Genomic DNA, 13,187 nt, shown 5'->3' on the forward strand with positions numbered 1-13,187 from the left:
AACCCGGCGTCCTGCCGGGTTGCCCACGGATTCAAGCCTGCGTTCGGCCAGCGTGGTTTAACGGGGCGCCTAAGATCAAAAGCAGATCAAGAGCTGCTCGCTTCGCATCGTGGTTACGGTTGAGCGCTACAGCGTTGTGTAGATACCTATGGCTATCGGGGGCAAGCCCCCTCCCACATCAGGTATTCGGCAGATTCAATGCCTTATTGGTCGTCGAAGTACCGCTCATGCCAATCCACCAACGGCTGCGGCGAATTGAGCTTCTGCCCGTAGATCACCGAATAAGACAGCACGTTTTGCACATACTGGCGGGTTTCGTCGAACGGGATGCTTTCCACCCACACGTCGAAACTCAGGTGATCGGCACCGCGCAGCCATTGACGCACGCGGCCGGGGCCGGCGTTGTAGGCGGCGGAAGCGAGCACACGGTTGCCGTTGAACTGGCTGTGCACCTGGCTCAGGTAGGCGGCGCCGAGCTGGATGTTTTTGTCCGGGTCCAGTACCTGGGCCGGGGAAGCCAGGGGAATGCTGAACTTGCGCGCGGTTTCCTTGGCGGTGCCGGGCATCAATTGCATCAGGCCGCTGGCGCCGACACCGGAGCGGGCATCGTCCATGAAGGCGCTTTCCTGGCGGGTAATTGCGAACACCCAGCTCGAATGCAGGCCGCGCACCTTGGCCTCGCGCACCAGGGTGTCGCGGTGGGCCATCGGGAAGCGGATGTCCAGGTCGTCCCAATATTGCGCCTGGCTGATCGTGCGGATCGCCGGGAAGTACCACTTCATGTCGTAGGCCAGCTTCGCCTGCGCGACCATTTCATCACGGTTGAAGTGACGGCTGACGTGGTACCACTCGCGGCGGCCATCGACGATCTGGCCACGGGCATAGAACTCCAGGGCACGGCGCACGCCTGGGGTATTGCGCACTTTATTGACCAGCGCCTGGCTCATCACCAGCGGCTTGTTGTTCAACTGGTAAGGGGTCTTGGAGCGGTCGGCGGCGAGGAAACCGTAGAAGTCGCGTTCCTTGGCCACGTTTTTATACAGCACCAGCGCCTGCGGGTTTTTCGGTTCGGCCAGCTCCAGGCTACGCGCCTGCCAGTAGCGCCAGCGGTTGGTGGTGGCCAGGTCCTGGGGCAGCTTGCGGGTGAGTTGGTAGGCATCTTCCCAGCGCGCCAGGCGCAGCAGCAGGCGCAGGCGCCATTCCGAAACGGTGTTGTCACGCAACTCCGGGTCGTACTTAGTCATCACGTCCAAGGCGCGAGGGTCGTAGCGACGAGCCAGGGTCAGGCCGATTTCCCGGGCAATCGAGACTTTTTCGTCACGGGAGAAGTGCATGCTGCTGGCGTAGCCGTCCAGCAGGGCCATGGCCTTGTCCGGGTCCTGGCGGGCCAGTCGGCGCAGGCCCAGGCCCACGGCGTCGGACATGGCCTCGGTGGCCGGCAGGAAGCGCGACGGGTCGCCGAGCATGTCGGGTTTTTGCGCCACGTCGATCATCAGGCGGCCTTGGGCGCCGAGCGTCGGCAGGGTTTTCACCAGGCTGTTGGCCAGTGCGTAGTTGCGTGCTTCGGCGGCAAGCTTGGTGCGGTCCCAGATTTTCTGCTCGGTCAACTGACCGTCGGATGCCCACTGACCAAAGGTCACATCGCAGGCGGCCGGCTGGGATTTGCCGGTCATCCACAGCTTCTCGGCGGTCTTGTAGCCTTCGGCCTTGAAGTTGTGGGTCAGTTGGTACTGGCCGTGCAGGCAGTCCAGCTCGACGAAATTGAGCTTGGTATCGTAGTACTTTTCAAAGGTCTGCCAATCACCCCGTTCGGCCAGCCAGCGCAACCAGCGCAGCTTCATCCAGTTGGCCTGGGGCAGGTCGCCGTTTTTGGCGAGAAACTGTTCGATTTCCTGGTTGCTCGCGGTTTTAAGGCGTGCGGTCAGTTCGTCATACGCCAGGTACGGCGTCAGCGGGTAGTCGGCCAGGGCCTGGCTGTATTGCATGTAGGGGCCACTGTCACCCTTGGCGAGGGCGCGCTTGGCTTCATCGTAATATTGACGTTGGGTGGTGAGGTCCACGGCCTGGGCAGATTGAACGGCGGTGGTGGAAAGAAGCAGACAGGATAAAAAGTTGAAAAGGCGACTGCGCATGAGACGTCCGTGCAGAGAAATCACGACTAGCACCGGCATCGCCGACACTGATTGCCCCTAGCTTAGCCTTTTGCCAGCGGCCGGCGAAAGCTTTGCCGGCCGGTTGGTTCAAGTTCGCGGCAAATGTCCTGCAGAACGTGTCGGCAGCGAAAATGCAGGCCGCATCCCACCCTCAACTCAGGTAGAATGCGCGCCCAGTTTTTGGAGAAGCGTATGACCCTGCTCAAATTCAGCGATGTGTCCCTTGCTTTCGGCGCTATGCCGTTGTTGGACAAGGTGTCCTGGCAGATCGCCCGTGGTGAGCGGGTGTGCATCATCGGCCGCAACGGCACCGGCAAGTCGAGCATGATGAAGCTGGTAAAAGGCGACCAGAAGCCCGATGAGGGCTCTGTCTGGCGCGCTCCGGGCCTCAAGATTGGCGAATTGCCGCAGGAATTGCCGGTAGCCGACGAGCGGACAGTGTTCGACGTGGTCGCCGAAGGCCTGGACGGCGTTGGCGAATTGCTTGCGCAATACCATCACCTGGCGCAGAACTGCGTCACCGAAGCCGACCTGGACAAGCTGATGCACGTCCAGCAAGACCTCGAAGCCCGCGATGGCTGGCGCTTGCAGCAACTGGTCGACAGCACCCTGAGCCGCCTGCAACTGCCGGCCGACAAGACCCTCGCCCAGTTGTCCGGCGGCTGGCGTCGTCGCGTGCTGCTGGCCCAGGCCCTGGTGTCCGAACCGGATCTGCTGCTGCTCGACGAGCCGACCAACCACCTGGATATCGGCGCTATCGCCTGGCTGGAAGAAGCCCTCAAGGATTTCCAGGGCGCCGTGCTGTTCATCACGCACGACCGTTCCTTCCTGCAAAACCTGGCCACCCGCATCCTCGAACTGGACCGTGGCGGCCTGATCGACTGGAACGGCGACTACGCCAGCTTCCTGGTGCACAAGGAAGCCGCACTCTCGGCTGAAGAGACCGCCAACGCGCTGTTCGACAAGAAACTGGCCCAGGAAGAAGTCTGGATCCGCCAGGGCATCAAGGCGCGTCGCACCCGTAACGAAGGCCGTGTACGCGCGTTGAAAGCACTGCGGGTTGAGCGCAGCGAACGTCGCGAGCGTACCGGCAAGGCCAATATCCAGCTCGATACGGCCGACAAGTCGGGCAAGCAGGTCATGGTGCTGGAGAACGTCAGCTTCCATCACCCGGAAGGTCCGTTCCTGATCAAGGACTTCTCCATGGTCCTGGCGCGCGGCGACCGTATCGGTCTGCTGGGCGCCAACGGCACCGGCAAGACCACTTTGCTCAAGCTGATGCTCGGCGGTCTGCAGCCGACCAGCGGCACGGTGGAAGAGGGCACGCGTATCGACGTCGCCTACTTCGATCAGCTGCGCCACCAGTTGGACCTGGAGAAAACCGTGATCGACAACGTCGCCGAAGGTCGCGACTTTATCGACATCGACGGCCAGAGCCGCCACGTCCTCAGCTACCTGGGCGACTTCCTGTTCAGCCCGCAACGTGCGCGTACCCCGGTGAAAGCCTTGTCCGGTGGCGAGCGCGCGCGCCTGCTGCTGGCCAAGCTATTCAGCAAGCCGGCGAACCTGCTGGTACTCGACGAACCGACCAACGACCTCGACGTGGAAACCCTCGAGTTGCTCGAAGAAGTGCTGTTGACCTTCAACGGCACCGTATTGATGGTCAGCCACGACCGGGCATTCCTCGACAACGTGGTCACCAGCACCCTGGTCTTCGAAGGCGAGGGCAAGGTGCGCGAGTACGTCGGTGGTTATCAGGACTGGCTGCGCCAGGGCGGTTCGCCGCGCCTTTTGGGCGTGACCGAAAGCAAGTCCGGCAAGGCCGACCTGACCTCTGCGGTCGTCGCGCCCGTGGCCGCTGCTGCTCCGGCACAGGAAGCTGCGCCTTCGGCCAAGAAAAAGCTCAGCTACAAGCTGCAGCGCGAGCTGGAAGCCTTGCCGGGTGATATCGACGCCAAGGAACAGCAGATTGCCGCAGTAGAGGCAGAGATGGCTGACGCCGGTTTCTACCAGCGCCCGGCGGCGGAAACCGCCAAAGTCATCGCCACCCTGGAGACGTTGAACCAGGAGTTGGAAGCGCTGGTTGAGCGTTGGGCCGAGCTGGATGCCTGAGTGATTTCAAAGCATTAAAAAACCCGGTGCTCACTTGATGAGCACCGGGTTTTTTATAGGAAATGCGATCCAAATGTGGGAGGGGGCTTGCCCCCGATAGCGGTGTATCAGTCACCAGATATATCAACTGACAGAATGCTATCGGGGGCAAGCCCCCTCCCACATTTGATCTTCATCGGTCTTACTTGCTGGTGTCTTTGACCAACTTGACGGCCAGGACATCACACGGCGCGCCATGCAGCACATCATTGGCAGTAGAGCCCAGCAGCAGCGCCAGGCCATGGCGGCCATGGCTGCCGACCACGATCAGGTCGCAGCCCTGTTCCTTGGCCAGTTGATGGATTTCCTGGCGCGGCTGGCCGTAGGTGAGGTGGCAGGCGTCTTTAGTCAGGTGAGGATATTTGACTATCAATCGCTCAAGACGCTCCTTGGCCTGGTCAAATTGCTGTTGCTGCAACTGGGAAAGATCCATCGGCACATCGCCGCCGAAGGCCATGGCCATCGGCTCCACGATATGCACCAGCGACAGTTTGGCGCCATTGGCGATGGACGATTCCTGCGCACGCTTGATCACTGGATCGCACTCTTCGGTCAGGTCGACGGCGACCAGAATATGTGTGTAGGGCATGGGGCGTTCCTCCAGGGGGACTGCAATAAGTTCAGTATGGCTGCTTTCCAAGCGGATGCGGTTGCGTCAGGTCAAATCCGCTCATCTAGAAATTCGGGAGTACACATATGACGGTCTGGATAGTGGTGTCAATCCTTGTCGTGGTGCTGAGCCCTCTGGCATGGCTGCGCCCCTCGCGCCATCAGAGCGGGCGCATGGCGCTGCGCATGGAGGCGCGCCGCATCGGGCTGGCCATGCAACTGGCGCCCCAGGCGTGGCCGCACTGGCTCAAGCAAGAGCCGCCGAGCCCCTGCGCGCAGTACTGCCGGCCACGACGCGGCAGCGCGCCGGCCATCTGGAGTTACTGGCAGTGGGAGCCGGGGGTATGGGTCAACCAATGGCGCGAGGTGTGCGTGGACGAGAAGTTGTTGCCGTATTTTTCAACGCTGCCGGCCAACGTCTACAAGGTCGAGGCGGACAAGCAGATGATCGCGTTGTACTGGGGCGAGAAGGGCGATGCGAGCGTGTTGAAGGATATTGATGCACTGCTCAAAGCCCTGGCCTGACATGACCCACTCATTGTAGGAGCGAGCTTGCTCGCGAAAAACCCGAGAGCGACGCGTTAAACCTGAGTCCGCTGCGTTATGGTTGGCGATTTTCGCGAGCAAGCTCGCTCCTACAGAAAAACCGGAAGGCCGGGCAATAAAAAGCCCGACTCATCATCGGGCTGGAGTTGGCCAGGCAGGCCGGTAGATCCTCAAGTTGCGGTTAGCCTAGCCGTCTATCCCTTTCTGTACAGGCTTTCCCCCTATCTTTCCTATTATTGATCCTGTGAATAGTTAAATATTGACGGCTTGCTATCCTGCGCTTCGGGTTCTGAACTGACTGGAAAGTCGCGTTTTTCCTAGTCTTTGGAGCGATTGACAATTGCCCGGAATTGGATGAAGGTGGCGTACCCAAATCAAACGGGCGTATGAATTGAGCGTTTGTCCTACAGACAGCTCTGACATAACCCCGACTATCGCACTGGCGGGTGTGCCTGGCGGATTGGCGTGAGCATTGATGCAGGTGTCAATGTCCAACCAGAGGCCAGCGTCCGGTGTGTACTGTTCAGCTTCCATATCGTGGAGATCAGTTGATGATTTACGAAGGTAAAGCCATCACGGTTACGGCTCTTGAAAGTGGCATCGTCGAATTGAAATTCGACCTCAAGGGTGAGTCCGTCAACAAGTTCAACCGTCTAACCCTGAACGAACTGCGTCAGGCCGTAGACACCATCAAAGCAGATGCTTCGGTCAAGGGCGTGATCGTCTCCAGCGGCAAGGACGTGTTTATCGTCGGCGCTGACATCACCGAATTCGTCGACAACTTCAAGCTGCCCGATGCCGAGCTGGTGGCTGGCAACCTTGAAGCCAACAAGATCTTCAGCGATTTCGAAGACCTCAACGTACCCACCGTGGCTGCAATCAACGGTATCGCCCTGGGCGGCGGCCTGGAAATGTGCCTGGCGGCGGACTTCCGCGTCATGTCGGCCACTGCCAAAATCGGCCTGCCTGAAGTCAAGTTGGGTATCTACCCGGGCTTTGGCGGTACCGTGCGCCTGCCGCGCATCATCGGTGCCGACAACGCCATCGAATGGATTGCCGCCGGCAAGGAAAACCGTGCTGAAGACGCGCTGAAAGTCGGTGCTGTCGATGCTGTGGTTGCCCCGGACAAGTTGGCCGAAGCCGCGCTGAACCTGATCAAGGGCGCCATCAGCGGCGAATTTGACTACAGGGCCAAGCGTCAGCCGAAGCTGGAAAAACTCAAGCTCAACGCCATCGAACAAATGATGTCGTTCGAAACCGCCAAGGGTTTCGTGGCTGGCCAGGCCGGCCCGAACTACCCGGCGCCGGTTGAAGCGATCAAGACCATCCAGAAAGCCGCGAACTTCGGTCGCGACAAGGCGCTGGAAATCGAAGCTGCCGGTTTCGTCAAGCTCGCCAAGACCTCTGCTGCGCAGAGCTTGATCGGCCTGTTCCTGAACGATCAGGAGCTGAAGAAAAAGGCCAAGGCCTACGACGAAATCGCCCGCGACGTGAAGCAGGCCGCCGTACTCGGCGCCGGTATCATGGGCGGCGGTATCGCCTATCAATCGGCGTCCAAAGGCACGCCGATCCTGATGAAAGACATCAACGAGCACGGTATCGAGCAGGGCCTGGCGGAAGCCGCCAAGCTGCTGGTAGGCCGCGTTGATAAAGGTCGCATGACCGCTGCGAAAATGGCTGAAGTGCTTAATGGCATTCGTCCTACGCTGTCCTACGGCGATTTCGGCCACGTCGATCTGGTGGTCGAAGCGGTTGTCGAGAATCCGAAGGTCAAGCAGGCGGTATTGGCTGAAGTCGAGGCCCAGGTCAAAGACGACACCATCCTGGCCTCCAACACCTCGACAATTTCCATCTCGCTGCTGGCTCAGGCCCTCAAGCGCCCGGAAAACTTCGTCGGCATGCACTTCTTCAACCCGGTGCACATGATGCCGCTGGTGGAAGTGATCCGTGGCGAGAAGTCCAGTGAACAGGCGGTGGCCACCACCGTTGCCTACGCCAAGAAAATGGGCAAGAACCCGATCGTGGTCAACGACTGCCCGGGCTTTTTGGTCAACCGTGTGCTGTTCCCGTACTTCGGCGGTTTCGCCAAGCTGGTCAGCGCCGGTGTGGACTTCGTGCGCATCGACAAGGTCATGGAGAAATTCGGCTGGCCCATGGGCCCGGCGTACCTGATGGACGTGGTCGGCATCGACACCGGCCACCATGGTCGCGACGTCATGGCTGAAGGTTTCCCGGACCGCATGAAAGACGACCGTCGTTCGGCGATCGACGCGCTGTACGAGGCCAAGCGCCTGGGCCAGAAGAACGGCAAGGGTTTCTACGCCTACGAGGCCGACAAGAAGGGCAAGCAGAAGAAAGTGGCCGACCCGTCGGTGCACGAAGTGCTGGCCCCGGTCATCTACGAACAGCGTGAGGTGTCGGACGAGGACATCATCAACTGGATGATGATCGCCCTGTGCCTGGAAACCGTACGTTGCCTGGAAGACGGCATCGTCGAGACCGCCGCCGAGGCCGATATGGGCCTGGTGTACGGTATTGGTTTCCCTCCATTCCGTGGTGGTGCGCTGCGTTACATCGACTCGATCGGTGTGGCCGAGTTCGTTGCCCTGGCTGACAAATACGCTGATTTGGGCCCGCTGTACCACCCGACCGCGAAGCTGCGTGAGATGGCCAAGAACGGCCAGAGCTTCTTCGGTTAAGCGCCCAATCGACTAGAGCGAGAATATTTATGAGCTTGAATCCAAGAGACGTCGTGATTGTCGACTTCGGTCGCACGCCGATGGGCCGCTCCAAGGGCGGCATGCACCGCAACACCCGCGCCGAAGACATGTCGGCGCACCTGATCAGCAAGCTGCTGGAACGCAACGTCAAGGTTGACCCGAACGAGGTCGAAGACGTGATCTGGGGCTGCGTCAACCAGACCCTGGAGCAGGGCTGGAACATCGCGCGCATGGCGTCGTTGATGACGCAGATCCCGCACACCGCGGCCGGCCAGACCGTGAGCCGCCTGTGCGGTTCGTCGATGAGCGCGCTGCACACCGCTGCGCAAGCGATCATGACCGGCAACGGCGATGTGTTCGTGGTCGGCGGCGTGGAGCACATGGGCCACGTCAGCATGATGCACGGCGTCGACCCTAACCCGCACATGTCGCTGTACGCGGCAAAGGCCTCGGGCATGATGGGCCTTACCGCGGAAATGCTCGGCAAAATGCACGGCATCACCCGTGAAGCCCAGGACGCGTTCGGCTTGCGCTCCCACCAACTCGCCCACAAGGCGACCGTGGAAGGCAAGTTCAAGGATGAAATCATCCCGATGAACGGCTATGACGAAAACGGTTTCCTGAAACTGTTCGACTACGACGAGACCATCCGTCCGGACACCACCCTGGAAAGCCTGGCGGCGCTCAAGCCGGCGTTCAATCCCAAGGGCGGCACCGTGACAGCCGGTACGTCGTCGCAGATCACCGATGGCGCTTCGTGCATGATCGTGATGTCGGCGCAGCGTGCCCAGGACCTGGGCATCCAGCCGCTGGCGGTGATTCGCTCGATGGCCGTAGCGGGTGTGGACCCGGCGATCATGGGCTATGGTCCAGTACCGGCCACGCAAAAAGCCTTGAAGCGCGCAGGCCTGACCATCTCCGATATCGACTTCTTCGAGCTCAACGAAGCCTTCGCCGCACAGGCCCTGCCAGTGCTGAAAGATCTGAAAGTACTCGACAAGATGAATGAGAAGGTTAACCTGCACGGCGGCGCGATTGCCCTGGGCCACCCATTCGGTTGCTCCGGTGCCCGCATCTCCGGCACATTGCTTAACGTGATGAAGCAAAATGGCGGCAACCTTGGGGTTGCAACCATGTGCATTGGTCTCGGCCAAGGCATTTCCACCGTCTTCGAACGCGTTTAATCGTTCGCTTGACGGAAGCCGGGGCCCAGTGCCCCGGTTTTTGTTTTTTGGAATTTTTATATTTTTTTTCAACAAATTTTGTACGAGGGCCAGAGCATGAAAGTCGAACCAGGGCTCTACCAACATTACAAGGGGCCGCAGTACCGCGTTTTCAGCGTGGCACGGCACTCCGAAACCGAAGAAGAAGTGGTGTTTTACCAAGCACTGTATGGCGAATACGGCTTTTGGGTGCGTCCCTTGAGTATGTTCCTGGAGACCGTCGAAGTTGACGGCGAGCAGGTCCCGCGCTTTGCTTTGGTCCAGGCCGAACCCAGTCTTTTTTCAGGGCAATAACGGCAGGTCGCGCAGAATGCTGCGCTTGACCTCATCTTGTTGCCACTATATATAGCGTTGCCGCGACAGGCGCCAACTGCCTTTCACTTCTCGAATTCAGGAATTTTCCGATCCATGGGCAAATCGCTGGTCATTGTGGAATCCCCGGCTAAGGCCAAGACCATCAACAAGTACTTGGGCAACGAGTACGTGGTGAAGTCGAGTATCGGCCATATCCGAGACCTGCCCACCAGCGGTTCGGCTAGCGCCAGCAAGGAGCCAGCCGCCAAGCGCGGCAAGGCGGCTGCGGGCGAAGGTCCGGTGCTCACCCCTAAAGAGAAAGCGCGCAAGCAGCTGGTCTCACGCATGGGTGTTGACCCGGACCATGGCTGGAAGGCCAAGTACGAAATCCTTCCGGGCAAGGAAAAGGTCATCGAAGAGCTGCGCCGGCTCGCCAAGGATGCCGACACCATCTATCTCGCAACGGACTTGGACCGCGAAGGGGAGGCTATTGCCTGGCACCTGCGGGAAGCCATCGGCGGCGACGACAGCCGCTACAAGCGCGTGGTGTTCAACGAAATCACCAAGAAAGCCATCCAGGAAGCCTTCTCCAAGCCGGGCGAACTGGACATCGACCGTGTCAACGCGCAACAGGCCCGGCGTTTTCTCGACCGCGTGGTGGGCTACATGGTTTCGCCGCTGCTGTGGGCGAAAATCGCCCGTGGCCTGTCGGCCGGCCGTGTGCAGTCGGTTGCGGTCAAGCTGGTGGTGGAGCGTGAGCGCGAAATTCGTGCGTTCAACCCCGAAGAATACTGGGAAGTCCACGCTGACCTCGGCACTGCCAAGGGCAACAACGTGCGCTTTGAAGTGGCCCGCGAGAAAGGCGAGGCGTTCAAGCCGCTGAACGAAGCCCAGGCCATGGCTGCACTGGAGAAGCTCAAGGCCTCCAGCTACAGCATCGTCAAGCGTGAAGACAAACCGACCAGCAGCAAGCCGTCGGCGCCGTTCATCACCTCCACCCTCCAACAGGCCGCGAGCAACCGCCTGGGCTTTGGTGTGAAGAAGACCATGATGATGGCCCAGCGTCTGTACGAAGCGGGCTACATCACGTACATGCGTACCGACTCGACCAACCTGTCGCAAGACGCGGTGGCGATGGCGCGTACTTATATCGAAAGCGAATTCGGCAAGAAGTACCTGCCGGAAAAGCCCAACGTCTACAGCAGCAAGGAAGGCGCACAGGAGGCTCACGAAGCGATTCGCCCCTCCGACGCCAACACCGAGCCGAGCAAGCTCAGCGGCATGGAGCGCGACGCTGAACGCCTCTACGAGCTGATCTGGCGCCAGTTCCTGGCCTGCCAGATGCTGCCGGCGCAATATTTGTCCACCACGGTCAGCGTGGGGGCGGGCGACTTTGAGCTGCGTGCCAAGGGCCGCATCCTCAAGTTCGACGGTTATACCCGCGTAATGCCGCAAATCGCCAAGCCAGGCGACGACGATGTGCTGCCGGATATGGCGCAGGGCGATACGTTGAAGCTGATCAAGCTTGATCCGTCCCAGCACTTCACCAAGCCGCCGGCGCGCTATTCGGAAGCCAGCCTGGTCAAGGAGATGGAGAAACGCGGTATCGGTCGTCCTTCGACCTATGCGGCGATCATCTCCACGATTCAGGACCGTGGCTACGTGGCGCTGCACAACCGTCGCTTCTATTCGGAAAAGATGGGCGATATCGTCACCGAGCGTCTGTCCGAGAGCTTCTCCAACCTGATGGACTACGGTTTCACCGCCGGCATGGAAGAGAACCTCGACGACGTGGCCCAGGGCGAACGCGACTGGAAAAACGTGCTGGACGAGTTCTACGGCGACTTCAAGAAGAAACTCGAGGTGGCCGAGAGCCCCGAGAGTGGCATGCGCGCCAACCAGCCGGTCATGACCGACATTCCGTGCCTCACCTGCGGCCGGCCGATGCAAATTCGTACGGCATCCACCGGCGTGTTCCTGGGGTGCTCGGGCTACAGCCTGCCGCCGAAAGAGCGCTGCAAGGCTACCGTCAACCTGGTGCCGGGCGATGAAATCGCCGCGGACGACGAGGGCGAATCCGAGTCGCTGGTACTGCGTGGCAAGCACCGTTGCCCGATCTGCAGCACGGCGATGGATGCCTATCTGCTGGATGAAAAGCACAAGCTGCACATCTGCGGTAACAACCCGGATTGCAACGGCTACGAGATCGAAGAGGGCACCTATCGCATCAAGGGCTACGAAGGTCCGAGCCTGGAGTGCGACAAGTGCGGCAGCGAGATGCAGCTCAAGACCGGGCGTTTCGGCAAGTTCTTCGGTTGCACCAACCCGACCTGCAAGAACACCCGCAAACTGCTGAAAAGCGGTGATGCGGCGCCGCCGAAGATGGACCCGGTGAAGATGCCCGAGCTCAAGTGCGAGAAGGTCAACGACACCTATATCCTGCGCGACGGTGCTTCGGGCCTGTTCCTGGCCGCCAGCCAGTTCCCGAAAAACCGCGAGACCCGTGCACCGCTGGTGCTGGAGATCGTGCCGCACAAGGACGAGATCGATCCCAAGTACCACTTCCTGTGTGAAGCGCCGAAGAAGGACCCGGATGGTCGCCCAGCCGTGATCCGCTACAGCCGCAAGACCAAGGAGCAGTACGTGCAGACCGAAGTCGACGGCAAGCCTACCGGCTGGAAAGCGTTCTACGACGGTGGCAAGTGGAAGGTCGAGGACAAGCGCCAGGGCGCTTGATTGAGTCATCCTGGAAATACAAAGGCCGCCTTTATAGGCGGCCTTTTCTTGGTGTGTAGGAGCGAGCTTGCTCGCGAAGGTCGCGAAGGTCGTTAACGATGACGCGAGAAATCTGATACACAGTGGTGCTCTAAAGTTTTTCGCGAGCAAGCTCGCTCCTACAAGCCAGCATCAGGCCTAATTCGTTGTGGAGATTGCCGTCATGGCCAACGAACTCTATACCCGTACCAATCAGAAAATTTACTTTGCGGGTTTGTCCCTGGAAGCCCTTGGCCGTGCCGAGGTGGGGAAGGAGATGAATGCCATTGCGCTGGTCCAGGCGGGCCGTGAAGCCGCTTTGTTTCACCTGTACGGCGCCTTGCTGGGTCTATGCCATGAAATCGCCGGGTTCTACCGTCTGCCCCAGGCAGGTTCGCCCCGTGCGGAAATGATCATGACCCGCGAAGTGTTGGAAACCATGGCTATCCCGGAATTGGCCGAGCTGGTGGAAATGGCCCAGAGTCCGGACAGTTGGCTGGCACGCCTGCTCAAGGCACATGCCGACATGTTCCAGCCGCCCCGCGTCCCCCATGTACCCAAGGGCGATGTGACGCAGCCATTGATCGTGGCGGTTGCATTGGAGACGGATGAACCCAAGCCCTTGAGCCGCGAAGAGCTGGAAAGCTGGCGCCAGGAGCTGAAAAAGCTGGCATTGCGCTTTCGCGAAGGCCTGGCCGAGTGCTGAGCGGGCAAGCCTGCACGCCACAACACTGATA

9 protein-coding genes are annotated in these 13,187 nt (G+C 60.1%); 7 read left to right on the forward strand and 2 right to left on the reverse strand.

All coding sequences use genetic code 11. The features are described 5' to 3' along the window. Nucleotides 1–203 precede the first annotated feature (203 nt). Entirely contained in the window at nt 204–2,132 is a 1,929-nt protein-coding gene (locus tag BFP89_RS15600; protein ID WP_065886331.1) for a transglycosylase SLT domain-containing protein, read from the reverse strand. 213 nt (nt 2,133–2,345) lie between these two features. Here BFP89_RS15600 and BFP89_RS15605 point away from each other — a divergent pair, with 213 nt between their 5' ends. Continuing rightward, nucleotides 2,346–4,265 (forward strand): ATP-binding cassette domain-containing protein, encoded by a 1,920-nt coding sequence (locus tag BFP89_RS15605; RefSeq protein ID WP_065886332.1) that lies wholly within the window; start codon nt 2,346–2,348, stop codon nt 4,263–4,265. Nucleotides 4,266–4,446: 181 nt separating this feature from the next. Here BFP89_RS15605 and BFP89_RS15610 read toward each other — a convergent pair whose 3' ends face one another. After that, nucleotides 4,447–4,893: a universal stress protein gene (locus BFP89_RS15610; RefSeq protein WP_065886333.1), complete on the reverse strand. Its 447-nt coding sequence runs from the start codon at nt 4,891–4,893 to the stop codon at nt 4,447–4,449. A 107-nt stretch (nt 4,894–5,000) separates the two neighbouring features. On the opposite strand from BFP89_RS15610, the gene BFP89_RS15615 reads away from it, so the two are divergent. The 6 genes from BFP89_RS15615 to BFP89_RS15640 all read left to right on the forward strand — a co-directional run bounded on the left by BFP89_RS15615 (nt 5,001) and on the right by BFP89_RS15640 (nt 13,156). Next, nucleotides 5,001–5,438, forward strand: coding sequence for a hypothetical protein (locus BFP89_RS15615; RefSeq protein WP_065886334.1), 438 nt, complete (start codon nt 5,001–5,003; stop codon nt 5,436–5,438). A 572-nt stretch (nt 5,439–6,010) separates the two neighbouring features. Beyond that, nucleotides 6,011–8,158 (forward strand): fatty acid oxidation complex subunit alpha FadB, encoded by a 2,148-nt coding sequence (gene fadB, locus BFP89_RS15620; protein ID WP_065886335.1) that lies wholly within the window; start codon nt 6,011–6,013, stop codon nt 8,156–8,158. A gap of 29 nt (nt 8,159–8,187) precedes the next feature. Next, nucleotides 8,188–9,363, forward strand: a complete 1,176-nt coding sequence (fadA, locus tag BFP89_RS15625; RefSeq protein WP_024074080.1) for an acetyl-CoA C-acyltransferase FadA — start codon at nt 8,188–8,190, stop codon at nt 9,361–9,363. A gap of 96 nt (nt 9,364–9,459) precedes the next feature. Beyond that, complete coding sequence (locus BFP89_RS15630) at nt 9,460–9,696, forward strand: DUF1653 domain-containing protein (RefSeq protein WP_065886336.1); 237 nt, start codon at nt 9,460–9,462, stop codon at nt 9,694–9,696. A gap of 114 nt (nt 9,697–9,810) precedes the next feature. After that, a complete protein-coding gene (gene topA, locus BFP89_RS15635; RefSeq protein WP_065886337.1) occupies nt 9,811–12,432 on the forward strand; it encodes a type I DNA topoisomerase in 2,622 nt (873 codons plus the stop codon). Between the two features lie 202 nt (nt 12,433–12,634). Further along, nucleotides 12,635–13,156: a DUF6586 family protein gene (locus BFP89_RS15640; RefSeq protein WP_065886338.1), complete on the forward strand. Its 522-nt coding sequence runs from the start codon at nt 12,635–12,637 to the stop codon at nt 13,154–13,156. Nucleotides 13,157–13,187 lie beyond the last annotated feature (31 nt).

It is taken from the genome of Pseudomonas sp. 31 R 17 (assembly GCF_900004915.1).
GTDB lineage: Bacteria > Pseudomonadota > Gammaproteobacteria > Pseudomonadales > Pseudomonadaceae > Aquipseudomonas > Aquipseudomonas orientalis_A.

Bases quoted from the DNA above. Each gene is read 5' to 3' on its own strand.
- BFP89_RS15600 (WP_065886331.1), bottom strand. From the start codon at position 2,132: ATGCGCAGTCGCCTTTTCAACTTTTTATCCTGTCTGCTTCTTTCCACC.
- BFP89_RS15605 (WP_065886332.1), top strand. From the start codon at position 2,346: ATGACCCTGCTCAAATTCAGCGATGTGTCCCTTGCTTTCGGCGCTATG.
- BFP89_RS15610 (WP_065886333.1), bottom strand. From the start codon at position 4,893: ATGCCCTACACACATATTCTGGTCGCCGTCGACCTGACCGAAGAGTGC.
- BFP89_RS15615 (WP_065886334.1), top strand. From the start codon at position 5,001: ATGACGGTCTGGATAGTGGTGTCAATCCTTGTCGTGGTGCTGAGCCCT.
- fadB (WP_065886335.1), top strand. From the start codon at position 6,011: ATGATTTACGAAGGTAAAGCCATCACGGTTACGGCTCTTGAAAGTGGC.
- fadA (WP_024074080.1), top strand. From the start codon at position 8,188: ATGAGCTTGAATCCAAGAGACGTCGTGATTGTCGACTTCGGTCGCACG.
- BFP89_RS15630 (WP_065886336.1), top strand. From the start codon at position 9,460: ATGAAAGTCGAACCAGGGCTCTACCAACATTACAAGGGGCCGCAGTAC.
- topA (WP_065886337.1), top strand. From the start codon at position 9,811: ATGGGCAAATCGCTGGTCATTGTGGAATCCCCGGCTAAGGCCAAGACC.
- BFP89_RS15640 (WP_065886338.1), top strand. From the start codon at position 12,635: ATGGCCAACGAACTCTATACCCGTACCAATCAGAAAATTTACTTTGCG.